The sequence below is a fragment of the Novilysobacter selenitireducens genome (assembly GCF_020026895.1).
GTDB lineage: Bacteria > Pseudomonadota > Gammaproteobacteria > Xanthomonadales > Xanthomonadaceae > Lysobacter_C > Lysobacter_C selenitireducens.
Map to the genome: position 1 here is coordinate 548,054 of NZ_JAINZW010000002.1, position 20,035 is coordinate 568,088.

The window sequence follows — 20,035 nt, forward strand, 5'->3', positions numbered from 1 at the left end:
AAGTGGCGTCCCCACGGGGATTCGAACCCCGGTCGCAACCGTGAAAGGGTTGTGTCCTAGGCCTCTAGACGATGGGGACGCAGTGGTTGGCCGTACCGGGTTCGGCTGCTTTCACTCAGCCGGGTAACGAACAACCTTTGAAGTGGTGGAGCCAGCCGGGATCGAACCGGCGACCTCTACAATGCCATTGTAGCGCTCTCCCAGCTGAGCTATGGCCCCACGTGCTGGAAAGTCGACAAGCTTAGGGACGGTTTCGAAAGTCGTCAAGCGGTCTGTGCAAGTCCGTCGCAATTTTTTTCGCAGGGGCGAAGAGTCGCCGTGCCGTGCCCCCGGTCGGCGAGGTATTCGAGCCACTTTCCGAGGAAGGTGTTCATCCGCATCCGGTGCCCGATCACCTGTGCAGGCGGCGGGTACATGCCAATGACGTCCTGCCACCGGCGGCCCACGTAGCAATGGGTGGCTTCGGCCTGGCGGGCGTCGTTGTACAGGCGCAGGTAGGCCGACGGATCGGGCTCGCCGGTGACCGGGTCGGGCATCGCGTACGTCAGGCGCAGCTCGGTGGTGTAGCGGTGCTGCTCGATGATCTCCACGCGCACGTCCAGTCCGTCGCCCACGCTGGAGAGGTGGACGCCGGGCGCCAGCGAAGCCGGGTCGAACAGGGCGTGCAGGCGCGTGTGGTTCTCGGCGTACAGGCCCATCAGCCAGCCGAACCGGGTCAGCCGGGGGATGCGCGCAGCGCGGGTCGTAGCGAGCGAACTCATGGCCTGATGCTACACGCCGACCCGGCGCAGCGGCAGCGTTGACGCGGCCTGGCGGCCGACCTACGTTAAGCGTTCGCGTGGTTCGAACCGTGCGCCGCCGGCCGGGCGCCCTGCCCCGCTAGAACATCTCCCGCCGCAGTCCCAGCGTGGACAGCACCTTGCTGGAGATCTCCTCGATCGACGTATGCGTGGTGCTGAGCGTGGGGATGCGCTCGGCGCGGAACATCATCTCCGCCGCGGCCACTTCGCGCCGGCAGGTGTCCATCTGCGCGTAGCGCGAATTCGGCCGGCGCTCCTGGCGGATCTGCTGCAGGCGTACAGGATCGATGGTCAGCCCGAACAGCTTGTCGCGATGCGGCCGAAGGCGCGGCGGCAGCCGGTCGTGCTCCAGGTCCTCCTCCGTCAGCGGATAGTTGGCAGCACGCACGCCGTAGTGCATGGCCAGGTACACGCACGTCGGCGTCTTGCCGGCGCGGGACACGGCCACGAGGATGAGGTCGGCTTCGGCGTAGTCGATGCTGGCGCCGTCGTCGTGGCTGAGCGCGTAGTTCATCGCGTTGATGCGGCGGTGGTAGGTCTCGAAATCCACCAGGCCGTGCGCGCGCCCGATCGTGTGCTGCCGGGTCTCGCCGAACTCCCGTTCCAGCGGTTCGATGAAGGGCTCGAACACATCGAGCATCAATGCGCCGCTCTCAGCCAGGGCCGCCCCGACCGTGCTGTCCATGCACGAATTAATCACCACCGGACGCGCGCCATGCAGCTCGGCCGCGGCCCGGATCCGCTCGGCGGCCTCGTGGGCACGCTCCACGCTGTCCACGAACGAGATCCGCTCGCTGACGAAACGCGTGGTGGTGAACTGGGTCAGCAGGCTGTGGCCGATGGTCTCGGCGGTGATGCCGGTGCCGTCGGAAACGTAGAACACCGGGCGCAATCCGGTCATCGAAAACCTCCGCCAGGCCCGCAGGGCGGGCCGCTCCATACGAAAAACCCCGTCGAATCAACCTTGTATGGATTCGACGCCCGGGCGATCATAGCGGCTTGGCCGCGCCCACCGCCGGCGCCTGCCAATTCCACCCCTGCCCTCGCCCCGAACACCCGGGAGATCGAACGCCTTGAACGAGAACATCCTCTGGCTGCACGCGCTGCGCCTCAACGACCTGGCCCGCGTGGGCGGCAAGAACTCCTCGCTCGGCGAGATGATCGGCCACCTGGCCGGGCTGGGCGTCTCGGTGCCGGGCGGCTTCGCCACCACCGCCGAGGCGTTCAAGGACTTCATCGCCCACAACGACCTGCACCAGCGCATCTTCGACCGGCTGGCCACGCTGGACGTCGAGGACGTGCCGGCACTGACGGCCGCCGGCAAGGAGATCCGCGGCTGGGTGATCGACGCCCCGCTGCAGCCGGCGCTGGACTCGGACATCCGCGCCGCCTACCGGCAGCTGTGTGGCGAGAACGGCGGCGGTGACGTCGCAGTGGCCGTGCGGTCGTCGGCGACCGCCGAAGACCTGCCGGACGCATCCTTCGCCGGCCAGCAGGAGACCTTCCTCAACGTCACCGGCGAGGACGACGTCGTCCACAAGGTCAAGGAAGTCTTCGCCAGTCTCTACAACGACCGCGCGATCGCCTACCGCGTGCACCACGGCTTCAAGCACGAGGACGTGTTCCTGTCGGCCGGGGTGCAGTTGATGGTGCGCTCGGACGTCGGCGCATCCGGCGTGCTGTTCACCCTCGACACCGAGTCGGGCTTCCGCGACGTGGTGTTCATCACCGGCAGCTATGGCCTGGGCGAGATGGTCGTGCAGGGTGCGGTCAACCCGGACGAGTTCTACGTCTACAAGCCGACGCTCGCGCAGGGCAAGCCGGCGATCCTGCGCCGCTCCATCGGCGCCAAGCAGCTGCGCATGGTCTATTCCGACGTACCGGGTGAGCGCGTGCGCACCGAGGACACGCCCGCCGAGCTGCGCAATGCATTCTCGATCAGCGACGAGGACGTGCACGAGCTGGCGCGCCAGGCGATCACCATCGAAAAGCACTACGGCCGTCCGATGGACGTGGAGTGGGCGAAGGATGGCGTCAGCGGCAAGCTCTTCATCGTCCAGGCGCGCCCGGAAACGGTGAAGTCGCGCGGCAAGGCCACCCAGATGGAGCGCTTCCAGCTGGGCGAGCGTGGCCCGGTGGTCTGCGAGGGCCGCGCAATCGGCCAGCGCATCGGCACCGGCGTCGCGCGCGTGGTGCGCAGCCTCGACGACATGAGCCGCGTGCAGCCCGGCGACGTGCTGGTCGCCGAGATGACCGATCCCGACTGGGAGCCGGTAATGAAGCGTTCGGCCGCGATCGTCACCAACCGCGGCGGCCGCACCTGCCACGCCGCGATCATCGCGCGCGAGCTGGGCGTGCCGGCCGTGGTCGGCACCGGCAACGCGCTGGACACCATCAAGGATGGCCAGACGGTGACCGTGAGCTGCGCCGAGGGCGACACCGGTTTCATCTACGACGGCGCCCTGCCCTTCGAGCGCCACGTCGCCGACCTGGAGCAGATGCCCGAGGCGCCGCTCAAGGTGATGATGAACGTCGCCAACCCCGAGCGCGCGTTCGACTTCGCGATGCTGCCCAACGCCGGCGTCGGTTTGGCGCGGCTGGAAATGATCATCGCCAGCCACATCGGCATCCATCCCAAGGCGCTGTTGGAGTACGCCAGCCAGGATGCGGCCACGAAGCAGAAGATCGACGAGCGCATCGTCGGCTACGGCGACCCGGTTGATTTCTACGTCGACCGCCTGGCCGAGGGCATCGCGACGATCACGGCGTCATTCGCGCCCAATCCGGTGATCGTGCGCCTGTCGGACTTCAAGTCCAACGAGTACGCCAACCTTATCGGCGGCGCGCGTTACGAGCCGCACGAAGAGAACCCGATGATCGGCTTCCGCGGTGCCAGCCGCTATGTCGACCCGAGCTTCACCGAGGCGTTCGCGCTGGAGTGCCGCGCGGTGCTCAAGGTTCGCCAGCAGATGGGTCTCACCAACTGCTGGGTGATGATCCCGTTCGTCCGCACGCTGGACGAGGGCCGCAAGGTGGTCGAGGTGCTGCGTGCCAACGGCCTGGAGCAGGGCAAGGACGGCCTGAAGATCATCATGATGTGCGAGCTGCCCTCCAACGCGCTGCTGGCCGAGGAGTTCCTGGAGATCTTCGACGGCTTCTCGATCGGCTCCAACGACCTCACCCAGCTGACGCTCGGCCTGGACCGCGACTCGGCACTCGTCGCACATCTCTTCGACGAGCGCGACGCCGCGGTCAAGAAGCTGCTCTCTATGGCGATCCAGACCGCGCGCGCCAAGGGCAAGTACGTCGGCATCTGCGGCCAGGGCCCCAGCGACCATCCGGACCTGGCCGAATGGCTGATGGAGCAAGGCATCGAGTCGGTGTCGCTCAATCCCGATACCGTGGTCGACACGTGGTTGCGACTGGCCAAGGCCAAGAGCAAGTCGGCCTGACAGGCGCCGGATGACATCGCGATAACGCGCGCGGCGCTACGCTGCGCGCAAAACCGACGCCCCGCTCTCCGCGGGGCGTTGCGTTTGCAGGCCCCGAACCAGGGCCATCGATTTCACAGTGTTCGATTCGACCGGGAGGTGGTACGTGCAGGCATGGTGGAACTCGGCCCAGGAGGCCGGCTGGACGGCAATGGCCGCCTCGATCGGACTACGCGTGCTGGGCGCCCTCGTCCTGTTCGCGATCGGATTGCGCATCGCCAAGTGGATTGCGGGCATCGCCGAGCGCGCCTTGACCCGCGCCGATGTCGAGCCCACCGCCGTGCTGTTCCTGCGCAAAGTGGCCTACATCGCCCTGCTGGTGGTGCTGGTGCTGGCGGCGCTGCAGGTCGTCGGCGTGCCGATGACGTCGATGATCGCGGTGCTCGGCGCGGCTGGCCTAGCGATCGGCCTGGCATTGAAGGATTCGCTGTCCAACATCGCTTCGGGCGTGATGCTGGTGTCGCTCAAGCCGTTCCGGGTCGGCCACATCGTCACGATCGCGGGAGAAACCGGCAAGGTCGAATCGGTCAGCATCTTCCAGACCGTGCTGCGTGGCGCCGACAACCAGACCATCGTGCTGCCCAACAGCCTGATCACCACCGACTCCATCATCAACCTGACGCCGGACGTGATGCGACGCATCGAGCTGGTCATCGGCATCGGCTACAGCGACGATATCGATGCGGCACGCGGCGTGGCGCTGAAGCTGATGCAGGAAGACGAGCGCGTGCTGTCTGAGCCCGCACCCGACGTACTGGTCTATGCCCTGGCCGACAACAGCGTGAACCTCGGCATTCGGTGCCACGTCGCGAACGCCGACTTCTTCGTCACCAAGTGCGAATTGACCGAGCGGATCAAGAAGGCGTTCGACGAAGCGGGCGTGAGCATCCCGTTTCCGCAACGCGACGTGCACATGTACCACCACGTCGCGGCCGACGCGGCTGCGTCCGGCCAGTACCGGCTGGTCAGCGACGCCACCGTGCAGGCTGCTTCGGACGCACCTCAGATCGGCGTCGACGACCCCGCCCACCAGCCCAAGGCCGACCCGCAGTAACCCCCTGCCCTACTCCTGGGGCAGGCCGCTCAGCCGCCCCATGAAGTAGCGGTAGTGGCGCAACTCGGCGATGGAGTCGTGCACGTCGCTGAGCGCGGTGTGCTTGGCCTCCTTGCCGACACCGGCCATGACGTCCGGCGCCCAGCGGCGGGCCAGTTCCTTGATCGTGCTGACGTCGAGGTTGCGGTAGTGGAAGTACCGCTCAAGCTCCGGCATTTCGCGATGCATGAAGCGCCGGTCCTGGCAGATGGAGTTACCGCACATCGGCGAGGCGTTGGCGGGCACCCAGTCGTTGAGGAAGGCGAGCGTACGGGCTTCGGCCTCGTCCATTGCGACGCCTTCTTCCAGCACCCGGTTCCACAGCCCGGACTTGCGATGCTGGTTGCGGTTCCACTCGTCCATGGCCTCGAGCCGCTGCAGCGAGTGGCGGATCGCCAGCTCGGGGCCTTCGGCCAGCACGTTGAGGTCGGCGTCGGTCACCACGGTGGCGATCTCGAGGATCGAGTCGTTGACCGTGTCCAGCCCGGTCATCTCCAGGTCGATCCAGATCAACCTGTGGTCGTTTCCATTCTTCGCCGCCATGGGCTCCCCGCCGTGTCCGTGTCGCGGCATGATAGCCGAGCCCCCGTAGCAAAAGAGTAGGCAGTGGATGTTCCAGAACACGCACTACGCCATCCTGACGGCAATGCTGGCACCGGCGTTCTTCCTGACCGCCACTGCATCGCTGTTGATGTCGGCCAACAACCGCCTGGCGCGCGTCGTTGACCGGCTGCGCGGCCTTCTGCGCGAGCTGGACGAAGGCGACCTGGATGCCGCACAGGTCGAGCGGATGGATCGGTTGATCAACGTGCAGCGCCGCCGTTCCAACCTGGTGCTGCGGGGCAGCCAGCTCTTGTACGCGGCGATCAGCTTCTTCGTCGGCACCAGCCTCTCGGTGGCGATCGACGCATTCCTCAACTACCGGTTGGGCAGCCTGCCCACGATCCTCGCGGTGCTCGGCGTCCTGGCGATGTTCGCTGCCAGCATCAACCTGTCGCGCGAGTCGGCGATGGCGGTGTCGGCGTTGAACGAGGAGATGGACCATGCCCACGGCCGGGCGCGGGCGAAGCGCCGGGGCGACGTGGAGTAAGCGTGCCAGGAGCGGCTTCAGCCGCCTACGTGGGGTGCGTTCGTGCCCGCAATGATCGCTGCTGAAGCCGCTTCTACAGGTCCGAGTACCTACTCAGGTCTACCGCCGCCCTGCCCCGCTACCGGCTTCCCGCGCTTGCGGCGGAAGTACGCCGTGAGCTTGCCCCCGGCCTCTTCACCGAGCACGCCGCCGGTCACCTCGACGCGGTGGTTATGGCGCGGGTCGGCCAGCAGGTCGAACACGCTGCCGGCGGCGCCGGTCTTGGGGTCATAAGCGCCGAAAACGACACGGGCAATCCGCGCGTGGACCATCGCCATGGCGCACATCGCGCACGGCTCGAGGGTGATGTAGAGCGTGCTGCCCAACAAACGGTGGTTGCCGAGCCGAAGACCGGCCTGGCGCATGGCGACGATCTCCGCATGCGCGGTCGGATCGCGTTCGGTGATGTTGCGGTTCCAACCCTCACCGATGACCTCGCCGCCGGCCGCCACCAGCACGGCACCGACCGGGATCTCGTCGTCCTCGCGCTCGGCCCGGTCCGCCAGCGAGAGCGCGTGGCGCATCCAGTGTTCGTCGTCGGGCAGTTGGATACTCAAGGCAGTGTCGCCACAGGTGCACACGGATATGCACGGACAAGGGAACGGTGCGAAAACGCTCTATCCGCGTACATCCGTGTCATCCGTGGCCAAACCCTACTCCCACTCGATCGTGGCAGGCGGCTTCCCGCTGATGTCATAAACGACGCGAGAAACACCGCGCAACTCATTGATAATACGGTTCGAAACGCGCCCCAAGAAGTCGTACGGCAGGTGCGCCCAGTGCGCGGTCATGAAGTCGATGGTCTCGACCGCCCGCAACGCAATGACCCACTCGTAAGCGCGCGCGTCGCCCACCACGCCGACCGAACGCACCGGCAGGAACACCGCGAACGCCTGGCTCGTCTTGTCGTACAGCCCGGCGCGGCGCAACTCCTCGATGAAGATGTTGTCGGCCTTCGCCAGCAGCTCGGCGTATTCGCGCTTGACCTCGCCCAGGATGCGCACGCCAAGGCCCGGGCCCGGAAACGGATGGCGGTAGACCATGGACTCGGGCAGGCCCAGTTCGACGCCCAGCCGGCGGACTTCGTCCTTGAACAGTTCGCGCAAGGGCTCCACCAGGCCCATCTTCATGTGCTCGGGCAGGCCGCCGACGTTGTGGTGGCTCTTGATGACGTGGGCCTTGCCGGTCTTGCTGCCGGCGGACTCGATCACGTCCGGGTAGATGGTGCCCTGCGCCAGCCACTTGGCGTTGCGCAGCTTGCCGGCCTCCTCGTCGAAGATCTCGACGAAGAGGTTGCCGATGATCTTGCGCTTGGCTTCGGGATCGCTGACGCCTTCCAGCGCGTTGAAGTAGCGGTCGGCGGCATCGACGCGGATGACCCGCACGCCCATGTGCTCGGCGAACATCGCCATCACCTGGTCGCCTTCCTTCCAGCGCAGCAGGCCGGTGTCGACGAACACACAGGTGAGCTGGTCGCCGATGGCCTTGTGCAGCAGCGCGGCCACGACGGACGAATCGACTCCGCCGGACAGGCCCAGGATGACCTCGTCATCGCCCACCTGCTCGCGCACGCGGGCGATCTGGTCCTCGATGATGTGCGCGGCCGTCCACAGCGTCTGGCAGCCGCAGATCTCGGTCACGAAGCGACGCAGCAGCGTCTGCCCCTGCAGGGTGTGCGTGACCTCGGGGTGGAACTGGACGCCGTACCAGCGCTTGTCCTCGTTGGCCATCGCGGCGACGGGGATGCGGTCGGTCTTTGCAGTGATGGTGAAGCCCGGTGGCGCGGTCGCGACGTGGTCGCCGTGGCTCATCCAGACGTTCAGGCGCGGCTCGCCGCCGTGGTCGCTCAGGCCGCCCAGCAGCGCGTCATGCGCGACCAGCTCGACTTCGGCGTGGCCGAACTCACGCGCGTCAGCGGCCTCGGTCGAGCCGCCCAGCTGCGCGGCCAGCGTCTGCATGCCGTAGCAGATGCCCAGGATCGGCAGGCCGCTGTCGAACACTTCCTGCGGCGCGCGTGGCGCGCCTTCGAGGGTGGTCGACTCGGGTCCACCCGACAGGATGATGCCCTTGGCGCCGTAGGCCGCGATCTCGGACGGGTCGTGGTCCCATGCCCAGATCTCGCAGTAGACCCCGATCTCGCGCACCCGGCGCGCGATCAGCTGGGTGTACTGCGCGCCGAAATCGAGGATGAGGATCTTGTCGGAATGGATGTCGGTCATGGAGCAAGAGGCCCGGATTTCTGTTATTGGCAGTCATTCCCGCGAAGGCGGGAATCCAGTGGCTTTGCGCTTTGCCGCCTGCGCCGTCACCTTGGAAGAACCAGGTCGCGGGGTTCCCGCCTTCGTGGAAATGATGGCGGTGAAAGCGACTCAACCCGCCCGGTAGTTCGGCGGTTCCTTGGTGATCTGCACGTCGTGCACATGGCTCTCTCGCGAGCCGGCGCCGGTGATGCGTACGAAGCTGGGCTTCTTGCGCATGTCCTCGATCGACGCACAGCCCACGTAGCCCATGGTGGCGCGCAGGCCGCCGGCGAGCTGGTGGACGACGTTGCGCAGCGGGCCGCGGTACGGCACGCGGCCTTCGATGCCCTCCGGCACCAGCTTGTCGGCGTCGGACGCATCCTGGAAGTAGCGGTCCTTGGAGCCCTGCTCCATCGCGCCTAGGCTGCCCATGCCGCGGTAGCTCTTGTAGCTGCGGCCCTGGAACAGCTCGACCTCGCCCGGGGCTTCCTCGGTGCCGGCGAACAGGCCGCCGACCATCACCGTTGAGGCGCCCGCGACCAGCGCCTTGCCGATGTCGCCCGAATAGCGGATGCCGCCATCGGCGATCAGCGGGATGCGGTCCTGCAGCGCCTCGGCGACCATCGCCACCGCGGTGACCTGCGGCACGCCGACGCCAGCGACGACGCGCGTGGTGCAGATCGAGCCGGGGCCGACGCCCACCTTCACCGCGTCGGCGCCGTGGTCCATCAGGGCCAGCGCGGCATCGCCGGTAACGATGTTGCCGCCGATCACCTGCAGCTGCGGGAAGCGTGTCTTGACCCACTTCACCCGGTCCAGCACGCCCTGCGAGTGACCGTGCGCGGTGTCGACCACCACCACGTCCACCCCGGCCGCGGCCAGCGCCTCGATGCGCGCCTCGGTGTCACCGCCGACGCCGACGGCCGCACCAACCAGCAGGCGCTCGCTGCTGTCGTACGCGGCGTTGGGATTGTCGGACTTCTTCTGGATGTCCTTGACGGTGATCAGGCCGCGCAGCTCGAAGCCGTCGTTGACCACCAGCACCTTTTCGATGCGGTGCTTGTGCAGCAGCTGGACAACTTCCTCGTCGCTGGCGCCTTCCTTCACCGTCACCAGGCGATCGCGCTTGGTCATGATGTGGCGGACGGGATCGTCGAGTTTCTTCTCGAAGCGCATGTCGCGGCTGGTGACGATGCCGACCAGCTGGCCGCCGTCCACCACCGGCACGCCCGAGATGTTGCGCGCGCGGGTGAGCTTGAGCACTTCGGCGATGGTGGTCTCGGGGCCGACCGTAAACGGCTCCTTGATCACGCCAGCCTCGAACTTCTTGACCTGCGCGACATGCGCGGCCTGCTGCTCCAGGCTCATGTTCTTGTGGATGATGCTCAGGCCACCGAGCTGGGCGAGTGCGATGGCCAGACGCGCCTCGCTCACGGTGTCCATCGCGGCCGAAAGGATCGGCAGTCGGATGGTGAGGTCGCGGGTGACGCGGGTTTCGAGCGATACGTCCTTGGGCAGGACGGTGGAATGCGCGGGGACGAGCGATACGTCGTCGTAGGTCAGCGCTTCAGCCTGGATGCGCAGCATGGGGCGGCCCGGGGGGATGAAGCGCGCCATTGTACCGCGTTCCCGGCCAGCCATGCAGGCGCGGATTCGGCCGGGAATGGGTGGCGCAGCGGGCCGGGATGGCACTCGCCGTCGTGCCTAGGCGTCCGCCGCTTCGGCCGCTTCCAGAGTGTTCTGCATGAGGGTCGCGACCGTCATCGGCCCCACCCCGCCCGGCACCGGTGTGATCCAGCTGGCCCGCTCGGCGGCCGCCGCGTAGCCCACGTCGCCCACCAGACGGCCGTCGTCCAGCCGGTTGATGCCCACGTCGATAACGACGGCACCTGGCTTCACCCATTCACCCGGGATCAGCTGCGGCCGGCCAACCGCCACCACCAGGATTTCGGCGCCGCGCACGGCCGCCTCCAGCACGTCTGGCGGCGTGAACTTGTGGCAGCAGGTGGTGGTGCAGCCCGCGATCAGCAGCTCCAGCGCCATCGGCCGGCCGACGTGGTTGGACACGCCGACGATGGTGGCGCTCTGCCCCCGGACCGGACGGTCGGTGTAGCCCAGAAGCGTCGTGATCCCGCGCGGCGTGCACGGGCGCAGGCCGAACTGGCGCAGCGCCAGGTGGCCGACGTTCTCGGGATGGAAGCCGTCCACGTCCTTGCGCGGGTCGATGCGGTGGATCAACGCGGTGGCGTCGCGGCGATCGGGCAGCGGCAGCTGCACCAGGATGCCGTGGACCTCAGGGTCCGCATTCAGGCGGTCGATCAGTGCGAGCAGCTCCTCGTCGCTGGTGTCGGCCGGCAGGTCGTGGTCGATCGCGCGGATGCCGACCTTCTGGGCGGCACGCCGCTTGTTGCGCACGTACACGGCCGAGGCCGGATCGTTGCCCACCAGCACCACCGCCAGGCCAGGCGCGGATTTGCCGGCGGCAAGGCGTGCATCGACCTGCGCCTTGAGGTTGTCGAGCAGGTCCTCGGCGATACGCTTGCCGTCGAGGATGCGGGCCTTGCCCGACTGGGTGGACGTGCTGGTTTCGGTCATTCGGGGATACGGGTGCGCGTTGGAGCGGAGCCGCGCATTATCGCTGATAGACACCGCCCTTTCCGGAGACCGGACATGACCGACCACGACCACGAAACCACTGCCATCGAAGCCGCTGTCTTCAGGCGCCTGCGCCAGCACTTGCTGGAGGCCCGTCCGGACGTGCAGAACATCGACCTGATGATCCTGGCCGGCTTCTGCCGCAACTGCCTGGCCGATTGGTACCGCGAGGCGGCCGAGGCCCGCGGCATCACCATGACGCGGGATGAAGCGCGGGAGGCTGTCTACGGCGAGCCTTTCGCACAGTGGAAGGCCACGCACCAGCGCGAGGCGACACCGGAGCAGCTGGCGGCATTCGAGGCGGCGAAGCGCTCGCACTCCGATTGAATCGATCCGCCATGGCACGCCTGACGTGGCCACGCACGCTGTTGTGGACTATGGCGCTGCTCGCCATGGGCTATGTAGCTGTGTGCGTACTGGTCGGGGTGCGCCAGCGCGACCTGATGTATTTCCCCGGGCTCACCCGCACGTCGGCCACCGGTACCGACCTGACGCTGGTCGTCGACGACGTGCGGCTACGGGCCTGGGTGGTCAATCCGGGTCGCACGCATGGCCTGGTGTACTTCGGCGGCAATGCGGAGGCCGTGCAGCAGCACCGGGCGACGTTCTCGCACTGGTTCCCGGGCCACACCGTCTACCTTCCGGCCTACCGCGGGTACGGCGCCAGCGAAGGTACACCTTCGGAGGCCGCACTCAAGCAAGACGCGCTGGCGTTCTTCGACCACGCCGCGGACCGCCACCAATCGGTCGACATCATCGGCCGCAGCCTGGGGAGCGGCGTCGCGGCGCACGTCGCTTCTCGGCGCCCGGTCGAGCGCCTGGCGCTGGTGACACCGTTCGACAGCATGGTGACGGTGGCCCGCCACCACTACCCGTGGCTGCCGGTGGACTGGTTGATCCAGGACCGGTTCGATTCCGCGCGCCCACTGGCCCGGTTCGAGGGCGAGGTGCAGGTCGTGCGCGCCGAACACGATGAGGTCGTGCCTGCCCACAGCACCCGTCGATTGATCGACGCCCTGCCCCGCGCATCCACGACCGTGGTGACGCTGGCCGGTGCCGGCCACAACACCGTGGATGCCGATCCCGCCTACGGCGCGGCGCTGCAGGCGCTCATGCGGCGCGACGCGAGGGCGCGCTAGTCACCGGTCGCCGGCGTCGCGCACCGCGGCACGCCCGAGCCGACGACGCAGTGCACGCAGCAGGCCTGCTGCGGTGGCGCCTGCGGTGTCATCGACGGCATGGCACGCATCGGCAGGCCCGGTTTCAGCTTGAGCAGGGACACCCACTGCTGGCGATTGAAGTTGCACGCCTGCGGGTTCACCGGGGAGCAGTTGGCAGTATCGCCCTGTGGCAGGCCCCAGAACTGACCACCGCGGTTGAGCGGCAGGATGCGCATGGTCACGGACTGCAGCACGTTGCCTCCGACCAGATAGGCATGCCCATCGCTGACGGCGTCAACTACGACGTCGCAGTGCATGGCCAGTTCAGCGCCCGGGTTGCGGTTGAACCACGCCGCGAGGGCTGGATGGCTGTCCACGCCAGCCCCGTTGCCCCGGACGTAACAGAGCAGGTCGCCTTTCGCCGGCCGACCCGTGCGTGGGTCCTCCGCGGTATACGGACTCGAGTCGGGCCGCTGGTAGGCATCGCGGACGTAATCGACGTGCGCGGGCGATGCCCGGAAACCCGGGACGCCAGACTGCGTCATTACGTAGGACATGAACGCAGCCGACCAGGGCTTGTCCACGATGAAAGTCCTGCAGCCGGGTACTGGCCCGCCGCCCCGGCGCGCGTAGGCGCAAGTGGTGGCACCCGGCGCGAAGGCCATCGCGCCCATCAACCCACTGCCCTGCCAGTAGTCGACCACTCGCAGCCACGCGGGCGTAACGCGATCACTGAGGCGCGTGTCCTCGGCCTCGTAGACCGCGGTACTGACCAGGCGGCCTTCGGCATCGATGAAGGGCTGGTACCAGAGCGCGTGCTCGCGGCAGGCAACAGCGGCGATCCGGGACGGGAGGTCACGGGCCCCGCCGGGGTCGGTCGAGATGCAGCGGGCCTCTGCCCCCGTCGGCCACACGGCGATGATCGCCAGCGCTGCCGAAATGCCCCACAACGCTGCTCGTCGCATCGCCTGATCCTCACATCGCCCGCCGGGAGTGGCCTGCAGGCCGATGGACGCGGGGCGTCAGGGGCCGGCGCAGAACCGCGCGTAGTCGATATAACCGGGGAACGGTGTACCGGGTGTGCACACCGGACACTGGGGATCCGCGCCCAGCCGGGTTTCGCGGAACCGCATGGCCAGGGCGTCGAAATGGAGCAGGCGCCCGCGGAGCGGCTCGCCCAGCCCCAGGATCAGCTTGATTGCCTCGGTCGCCTGCAGCAGGCCGATCACACCGGGCAGCACTCCGAGCACGCCTGCTTCGGCACAGTTGGGCGCGGCCTCCGGTGGCGGCGGCTCGGGGAAAAGACAGCGGTAGCAGGGCGCGTCGCCCCGATGGCGGCCGGCGTCGAACACGCTGACCTGGCCCTCGAACCGGTGGACCGCGCCGTAGACCAGCGGCTTGCCCAGCTTCACGCAAGCATCGTTGAGCAGGTAGCGCGCAGGGAAGTTGTCGGCGCCGTCGATGACTACGTCGGCGTCGGCGATCAGCCGTTCGACGTTGTCGGAACCGATGCGCTCGCCGAAGGGCTCGATGCCGACCGTCGGGTTCAGGGCCGCCAGGGCGATGCGCGCCGATTCCACCTTCGGCATGCCAACGCGCGCATCGCTGTGCAGGATCTGGCGCTGCAGGTTGCTGCGGTCCACGACGTCGTCATCGGCCAGCACGATCGTACCGATGCCGGCTGCGGCCAGGTAATAGGCGGCCGGCGACCCAAGCCCGCCCGCGCCGACCATCGCCACACGGGCCGCCCGCAACCGGCGCTGGCCCGCCTCGCCGACCTCGGGCAGGCGCAGGTGGCGCGAGTAGCGCTCGTAGAAGTCGCCCTCGCCTTCCGGGCGCTCGACCGGCAGCCCCTCCGCCATCCAGCGTTCGGTGCCGCCTTCGACCGTTGCCACGTCGGTGTAACCGGCCGATGCGAGCGCCTCGGCGGCCTTGAGCGAGCGACCCCCGACCTGGCAGATCAACATCACGGGGGTCGATTGCCGCGGCACCGCAGCGGCCGGGTTCGCCTCGAGGTCGCCGCGGGCGACGCCGGCCGCGCCCGCGGCAAAACCGAGCATGCGCTCGTGGTGCTCGCGCACGTCGATCAGCAGGACGCCTCGCGCCTGGCGCTGGCGGGCCTCGGTCGGGCTGATACGCTCGATGGCGCCTGGGGGCGTGGGAAAGTCCATGGCGTGATTATCGCGCGCCGGACTCACCGATACGGCAGCACCTCTACCACCGCGCCGACAGGCAACGCCTGTTCCGCCTCGGGGACGACGATCAGCGCATCCGAATCCGCCGCGACGCGCAGCCGGTGCGACCCGGTCGCACTGCTGGGCATGGCGCTTAGATGGCCGGCGTCATCGAACACGACCGTGGCGCGGATGAACTCCCGGCGCGGGTGGCGCTTGTCGATGGGCGCCACCAGTCGGGCTTTCCAGATGGGGCGCGGCTCGGTCCGGCCCTGCAGTCCGTCGACCAGCGCTCGGCCCAGCGTCAGCCAGGTCGCCAGCACGGAGACCGGGTTGCCCGGCAGGGCCAGGATACGGGCCTGGTCGATGCTGCCCAGCAGCGCCGGCATCCCCGGCTTCATGAGGACCTTCCAGAAGTGGACGTCACCGAAGCGTTCGACGACCGCCGGGATGTGGTCCTTCTCGCCGGCGGACACGGCGCCACAGGTCAGCACAACATCGAAGGCGCATGCGGCATCGCGCAGCGCGATCTCGACCTGCCGCGCGTCGTCGGGGAGCCGCGGCCACGCCGTCGGTTCAAGGCCTTCGGCCCGCAACAGGCCCATCAGCAATTCGCGGTTGCTGTCGTGGATCTGGCCGGGCGACAACGGCAGGCCCGGCTCGACCAGCTCGTCGCCACTGGTGAAGACGGCAACGGTGGGGCGGCGGCTCACGGCGAGCGATGAAATGCCCAGCGAGGCGGCGAGCGAGACGCGCGCCGGCGTCAGCACCTGCCCCGCCTGCAGCACACGGTCGCCTTCGCGGACGTCCTCGCCGGCGCGTCGCACGTTGGCGCCGGCCATCTCGCCCGCTGGGACGTGGACGCAGTCGCCATCGACGTCCACGCGCTCCTTGATCACCACGCTGTCGGCGCCGGCGGGCAGCGGCGCGCCCGTGGTGATGCGCCAGCACTCGCCCGCCGCGAGGGAACCGGGTTCGGCGGTGCCGGCGAACTGCTCGCCGGATAGCCGGAGGCGGGTCGGTCCGTCCGTGAGATCGGCATGCCGGTAGGCGAATCCGTCCATGGCGCTGTTGTCGAACGGCGGCAACGGCATGGGTGCGATGACGTCCTGCGCCAGTACGCGGCCGTGCGTTCGCCCAAGCGCCAGGGACTCGCTGTCGAGCCGATTGCGCCCGGCAACCTCGGCGATGATGCCGAGCGCCTCGGCGTGGAGGATCGAGGTCGGGAACGGTGCCGCGGTCATCGGTGTCCTCCATCGGGCAACGCCACGCGGGCGGCGGCCAGGTCGTCGAGCGTGTTGAGGTTGCCCAGCCGTACGCCGTGCAGCCGGACCGTCCGTAGCCCCGCGGCAGCGACCAGTTGGTGCACGGCCAGCCGACCCGCCGCCAGTGCAGCCGCGGCGTGGACGGCCAGGACATCGGTCGCCCAGAGCGCCGCCAACGGCTGCAGTCCCTCGTCGTCCTGGACTACCGCGCCGGTGGCGATTCCCTCGGCCCGGACCGCTTCCAGCAGCCGGTCCACCAGATTCGCGGGAGGGTCCAGCGTGTCGACCGGCAAGGTCAGCAGCCAGGGGGTCCGGCAGGCGTTGGCGAGCGCGGCCAGACCCGCGACCGGCCCAAGGCCGGGGGTGGCGTCGGCGACGACGCGCAGGCCCAGCGATGCGTAACGCGGATCCGAACTATTGCTGCTGACCAGCACGTCCGAGACGGAGGGAAACATTGCGATCAGACGGACCACCTGGGATTCGCCATCGCGCAGCAGCCACGCTTTGTCGACGACGCCCAGACGCGTGCCCTGCCCGCCCGCCAACAATCCAAGCGTGACCGGACGCGCGGGGGGCGCAGTCCAGCTCACCTGCGCTTGACGTGCCTGATCAGGCGACGCTTCTTCGCCACCTGCTTGTCGGTCAGCACGTTCTTCTTGCCTTCGTACGGGTTCGTGCCTTCCTTGAACAGGAAGCGCACCGGCGTGCCGACCAGCTTGAAGCGCTTGCGGAAGAAGTTTTCCAGGTAGCGCTTGTAGCTGTCGGTCAGCGTGCGCAAGCGGGTGCCGTGCACGGTGAACGTGGGCGGATTCGTACCGCTGGGGTGGGCGAAGCGCAGCTTGGCAACGTGCCCGCGCACGACCGGCGGCGGGTTGGTCTCGTAGGCAATCTCGACCGCCTTGGTGACCTCGGTGGTGCCGAACTCCCGGGTCGCCGATGTGTGCGCTCGGTGGATCGCGTTGAACAGTTCGCGCAGACCCGAGCCGTGCTTGGCACTGATGCGCACCGCTTCGGCCCATTCCACGAATGCCAGCTTTCGCGCCAGCAACGCTTCGGTCTGCTGCCGCTGGTAGTCGGTCTGCCCGTCCCACTTGTTGACCGCCACCACCAGGGCACGGCCGGCATCCAGTGCGTAGCCGAGGACGCTGGCGTCCTGGTCGGTCACGCCTTCGCCGGCATCAAGCATCACCACGGCGACCTGGCACTGCTCGATCGCCTGAAGCGTCTTGATGATGGAGAACTTCTCCACCGCATCCTCCACGCGCGCCTTGCGACGCACGCCGGCCGTGTCGACCAGCCGGTACAGGCGGCCATCGCGCTCCATGTCGACCGACACCGAATCGCGCGTGGTACCCGGTACGTCGGAGGCGATCATTCGCTCCTCGCCCAGCAGGCGGTTGACCAGGGTCGACTTGCCGACGTTCGGGCGGCCGATGAAGGCCACGCGGATGCGCGAGGGATCGGTGTCCAGCTGCGCCGTCGCACCCTCGTCGGGCAACTTCTCGATAATCTCGTCAATCAGGTCATCGATGCCCTGCCGATGCGCCGAGGAGATCGACAGCATCTCGGCGAAGCCGTACCGGGCGAAATCGGCGCGCACGGCGTTCGACTCCAGGCCCTCGGTCTTGTTGATGACCAGCATCGTGGGCCGCGACGCCTTGCGCAGCCAGCGCAGGATGTCGTCGTCCAGCGCGGAGGCGCCTTCGCGACCATCGACGATGAACAGCACGAGGTCCGCTTCTTCGGCCGCGGCCCGCGCCTGCCGGGCGGTGGCGCCGGCCAGGCCTTCGTCCTCCCCCGCAATGCCGCCCGTGTCGACGACCGCGAACGCCCGCTGGCCTTCCGGTCGGCAAACGCCGTAGTGGCGGTCACGGGTCACGCCCGGCTCGTCGTGGACGAGCGCGTCGCGGGTGCGCGTAAGCGCGTTGAACAACGTGGACTTGCCAACGTTGGGGCGGCCGACGAGGGCGACGAGGGGCAGCATGGTTCGACCTTGAAGCGGGAACGGAGGCGTGGGAGGTTCTGGGTCGCCCAGGATCGTCCCGGTCACCCGCGTTCAGCGCTCGATGCCCGCGATGGGCACCCAAGCATCGGCGGCGCGGACATGCCGCGCCGCCGCAGTGTCATTGCCCGAGACGGTAGGCGCTCAGGCGGCCATCGGTGTCCTGGGCCAGCAGGATGCCGTCGGCCACAATGGGCGCGGCGCGCAGGGCGTTGCCCGAGACCCGCGTACGGGCGGCGAACTCGCCGTTCTGCAGGTTCAGCCAGTGCAGGTAGCCGTCAAAATCGCCGACCACGGCGTACCCACCCTGCACCGCCGGTGCCGTGAGGTTGCGCCGCGCCAGACCCGGCTGCTGCCAGAGGGCGCTGCCACCGGCCTTGTCCAGGGCATACACGGTGCCGTCGGGTGCGGACACGACAAGGCGGTCCGGCGCGAGTCCAATGCGGCCCGCGCCACCCTGCTGGCCCGCCCACATCGGACGACCGGTCGGCCCGTCGATCGCGATCGTCTGCTCCTGGAAGCTGGTGGCGTAGATCGCGGCACCGTCGAGTACCGGCGTGCCGTCGACATCGGCCATGCGGTCCAGCTCAGTGCGGCCTTCCTGTGCGCCGACCACCTGCTCCCAGAGCGGCGCACCGTCGGTGGCGCTGAGCGCGGCGATGGTGCCGTCGTCGTTGCCGACGAACACGTAACCCGGGCCAAGCAGGACTGCGTCGTTACCGCGCACCGACAACGAAGGCACGTCGTGGTTCCAGAACCAGCGGCGCTCGCCACTGGTGGCGTCGAACGCCGTCACCCGCCCGTCGTTGGAGCGGACGAACACCATGCCCATGCCGATCGCGGGCGCGGCGATCACCTCATTGTTGACCTTGGCTTCCCAGCGCTGCGCACCGGTGGCGGCATCCAGCGCAATGACCTCACCGTCGAGGCCACCGACCACCACCAGCCCGTCGCCAGCGCCCGGGCCGCCACTGATGCGGACATCGGAGGGGTAATGCCAGGCGGAGGCACCGGTCTGGAGGTCGAACGCACGCACGCCGCCCTCGATTGCCGCGGCATACACGCGCCCATCCACCACGACGGGCCCTTGGCGGGCACCTAGGCGACCTTCGCCCTTGCCGACGTTGGCCGACCAGGCTTCCGAGATCGTCGCCGACGGCGCGAACTCCGTCAGCGCGGCGGGTTCGCGCGCCTCGTCATCATCGCCATCGAACCAGCCACGCACGGTCGTACAACCTGAAACGACGGCGAGGCAGGCCACGGCGGCGGCCGTGCGCAGGAGAAAGCGGTGCGGATGCAGTGCGGACTTCATCAAGACTGGGCCTCGGTACGGTCGACGGACCCACCGGCATCGGTGAGCTTCAATTCAAGGATGCCCCGCTGCGGCGAGGCGACGTCCATGCCCGCGAGCGCCTGCGTGTAGGCCTCCCGCGCCAGTTCGGGCTTGCCGAGCGCCAGTTGCGCATCGCCACGGATCTCCAGCGCAGCCGGGCTGTCGGCCGACGCCAGCAGCTCCAGCGCCTCTGCGGGCTCGCCGGTGTCGATCATCAGCCGTGCCAGCCGGCGTGCGACGACATCCTGCATTGCCGGGTCTTCACTGCGAATTGCACGCAGCGTAGTGATGGCTGCGTCGGCCTGCCCTGCTTCGACCTGCGCGGCCGCGAGCTGCAATGAAGCGAGGACCTGGAACGTGCCGGACGGCAACTCGGCAATCTGGCCGGCCGCTGCCGCAGCGTCAGCCTCGATGCCGTCTACCGCTTGCTGGTACTGGTCGGCGGCAGCCAGTTGGCGCGCGACCTGCTCGCGCTGCCACCACTGCCAGCCCCCGATCGCGGCCAGGCCCAGCACCACACCTCCGATCAGGCCGGCGCCGTTGCGCCGCAGCCAGTCCTGTACGCGTTCGCTTTGTTCGTGTTCGTCGAGCAGATCGTCTAGCGCCATGCCGGGCTGCCATGCAGGGGGCCCGCCAGTCGGCGGGCCAGGGATAGAAATGCGATCGGCCGGACTACGCCGGCCGATGCGAGGG

19 protein-coding genes and 2 tRNA genes are annotated in these 20,035 nt (G+C 68.3%); 5 read left to right on the forward strand and 16 right to left on the reverse strand.

Annotation, left to right across the window (positions count from 1 at the left end):
* Positions 1 to 3: 3 nt before the first annotated feature.
* The 4 genes from K6753_RS06270 to ppsR all read right to left on the reverse strand — a co-directional run bounded on the left by K6753_RS06270 (position 4) and on the right by ppsR (position 1,701).
* Positions 4 to 79, reverse strand: a tRNA-Glu gene (locus tag K6753_RS06270).
* 64 nt (positions 80 to 143) lie between these two features.
* A tRNA-Ala gene (locus K6753_RS06275) sits at positions 144 to 219 on the reverse strand.
* Positions 220 to 263: 44 nt separating this feature from the next.
* Positions 264 to 761: a DUF1249 domain-containing protein gene (locus tag K6753_RS06280; RefSeq protein ID WP_223675402.1), complete on the reverse strand. Its 498-nt coding sequence runs from the start codon at positions 759 to 761 to the stop codon at positions 264 to 266.
* Positions 762 to 879: 118 nt separating this feature from the next.
* The gene (gene ppsR / locus K6753_RS06285; RefSeq protein ID WP_223675404.1) at positions 880 to 1,701 is read right to left on the reverse strand and encodes a posphoenolpyruvate synthetase regulatory kinase/phosphorylase PpsR; all 822 of its coding nucleotides are present in this window, start codon (positions 1,699 to 1,701) and stop codon (positions 880 to 882) included.
* Positions 1,702 to 1,873: 172 nt separating this feature from the next.
* On the opposite strand from ppsR, the gene ppsA reads away from it, so the two are divergent.
* Together ppsA and K6753_RS06295 are read left to right on the forward strand one after the other, a co-directional pair.
* Positions 1,874 to 4,252, forward strand: a complete 2,379-nt coding sequence (gene ppsA / locus K6753_RS06290; RefSeq protein ID WP_223675406.1) for a phosphoenolpyruvate synthase — start codon at positions 1,874 to 1,876, stop codon at positions 4,250 to 4,252.
* Between the two features lie 118 nt (positions 4,253 to 4,370).
* Positions 4,371 to 5,345 carry a mechanosensitive ion channel family protein gene (locus K6753_RS06295; RefSeq protein ID WP_223675409.1) on the forward strand — a complete coding sequence of 325 codons (975 nt, stop codon included), beginning with the start codon at positions 4,371 to 4,373 and terminating at the stop codon, positions 5,343 to 5,345.
* Positions 5,346 to 5,354: 9 nt separating this feature from the next.
* Here the strand turns inward: K6753_RS06295 and orn are convergent, their stop codons facing one another.
* On the reverse strand, positions 5,355 to 5,927 hold the full coding sequence (orn, locus tag K6753_RS06300; protein ID WP_223675411.1) for an oligoribonuclease: 573 nt from the start codon (positions 5,925 to 5,927) through the stop codon (positions 5,355 to 5,357).
* A 67-nt stretch (positions 5,928 to 5,994) separates the two neighbouring features.
* Here orn and K6753_RS06305 point away from each other — a divergent pair, with 67 nt between their 5' ends.
* Positions 5,995 to 6,474 carry a DUF2721 domain-containing protein gene (locus tag K6753_RS06305; RefSeq protein WP_223675414.1) on the forward strand — a complete coding sequence of 160 codons (480 nt, stop codon included), beginning with the start codon at positions 5,995 to 5,997 and terminating at the stop codon, positions 6,472 to 6,474.
* 89 nt (positions 6,475 to 6,563) lie between these two features.
* Here the strand turns inward: K6753_RS06305 and tadA are convergent, their stop codons facing one another.
* The 4 genes from tadA to folD all read right to left on the reverse strand — a co-directional run bounded on the left by tadA (position 6,564) and on the right by folD (position 11,348).
* The gene (gene tadA / locus K6753_RS06310; protein WP_319936649.1) at positions 6,564 to 7,094 is read right to left on the reverse strand and encodes a tRNA adenosine(34) deaminase TadA; all 531 of its coding nucleotides are present in this window, start codon (positions 7,092 to 7,094) and stop codon (positions 6,564 to 6,566) included.
* 72 nt (positions 7,095 to 7,166) lie between these two features.
* Complete coding sequence (guaA, locus tag K6753_RS06315; protein WP_223675418.1) at positions 7,167 to 8,732, reverse strand: glutamine-hydrolyzing GMP synthase; 1,566 nt, start codon at positions 8,730 to 8,732, stop codon at positions 7,167 to 7,169.
* Between the two features lie 150 nt (positions 8,733 to 8,882).
* Positions 8,883 to 10,340 (reverse strand): IMP dehydrogenase, encoded by a 1,458-nt coding sequence (guaB, locus tag K6753_RS06320; protein ID WP_223675421.1) that lies wholly within the window; start codon positions 10,338 to 10,340, stop codon positions 8,883 to 8,885.
* A gap of 117 nt (positions 10,341 to 10,457) precedes the next feature.
* A complete protein-coding gene (gene folD, locus K6753_RS06325) occupies positions 10,458 to 11,348 on the reverse strand; it encodes a bifunctional methylenetetrahydrofolate dehydrogenase/methenyltetrahydrofolate cyclohydrolase FolD (protein ID WP_223675423.1) in 891 nt (296 codons plus the stop codon).
* A gap of 75 nt (positions 11,349 to 11,423) precedes the next feature.
* Between folD and K6753_RS06330 the strand changes: the two genes are divergently transcribed.
* Entirely contained in the window at positions 11,424 to 11,735 is a 312-nt protein-coding gene (locus K6753_RS06330; RefSeq protein ID WP_223675425.1) for a DUF1244 domain-containing protein, read from the forward strand.
* 11 nt (positions 11,736 to 11,746) lie between these two features.
* A complete protein-coding gene (locus tag K6753_RS06335) occupies positions 11,747 to 12,547 on the forward strand; it encodes an alpha/beta hydrolase (protein WP_223675428.1) in 801 nt (266 codons plus the stop codon).
* Here the strand turns inward: K6753_RS06335 and K6753_RS06340 are convergent.
* From K6753_RS06340 to K6753_RS06370, 7 genes are all read right to left on the reverse strand, one after another.
* A complete protein-coding gene (locus K6753_RS06340) occupies positions 12,544 to 13,533 on the reverse strand; it encodes a DUF2272 domain-containing protein (protein ID WP_223675431.1) in 990 nt (329 codons plus the stop codon). The two genes, K6753_RS06335 and K6753_RS06340, sit on opposite strands and share 4 nt — an antisense overlap.
* Before the next feature lie 57 nt (positions 13,534 to 13,590).
* Positions 13,591 to 14,739 carry a molybdopterin-synthase adenylyltransferase MoeB gene (gene moeB / locus K6753_RS06345; RefSeq protein ID WP_223675433.1) on the reverse strand — a complete coding sequence of 383 codons (1,149 nt, stop codon included), beginning with the start codon at positions 14,737 to 14,739 and terminating at the stop codon, positions 13,591 to 13,593.
* Positions 14,740 to 14,762: 23 nt separating this feature from the next.
* Positions 14,763 to 15,986: a molybdopterin molybdotransferase MoeA gene (locus K6753_RS06350; protein WP_223675435.1), complete on the reverse strand. Its 1,224-nt coding sequence runs from the start codon at positions 15,984 to 15,986 to the stop codon at positions 14,763 to 14,765.
* On the reverse strand, positions 15,983 to 16,597 hold the full coding sequence (gene mobA / locus K6753_RS06355; RefSeq protein WP_223675436.1) for a molybdenum cofactor guanylyltransferase: 615 nt from the start codon (positions 16,595 to 16,597) through the stop codon (positions 15,983 to 15,985). Before mobA ends, K6753_RS06350 begins: the two co-directional genes overlap by 4 nt.
* On the reverse strand, positions 16,594 to 17,991 hold the full coding sequence (gene der, locus K6753_RS06360; RefSeq protein WP_223675438.1) for a ribosome biogenesis GTPase Der: 1,398 nt from the start codon (positions 17,989 to 17,991) through the stop codon (positions 16,594 to 16,596). The genes mobA and der overlap by 4 nt, the downstream gene beginning before the upstream one ends.
* A 139-nt stretch (positions 17,992 to 18,130) precedes the next feature.
* The gene (gene bamB / locus K6753_RS06365; protein ID WP_223675441.1) at positions 18,131 to 19,321 is read right to left on the reverse strand and encodes an outer membrane protein assembly factor BamB; all 1,191 of its coding nucleotides are present in this window, start codon (positions 19,319 to 19,321) and stop codon (positions 18,131 to 18,133) included.
* Positions 19,321 to 19,950 carry a YfgM family protein gene (locus K6753_RS06370; RefSeq protein ID WP_223675443.1) on the reverse strand — a complete coding sequence of 210 codons (630 nt, stop codon included), beginning with the start codon at positions 19,948 to 19,950 and terminating at the stop codon, positions 19,321 to 19,323. The genes bamB and K6753_RS06370 overlap by 1 nt, the downstream gene beginning before the upstream one ends.
* Positions 19,951 to 20,035 lie beyond the last annotated feature (85 nt).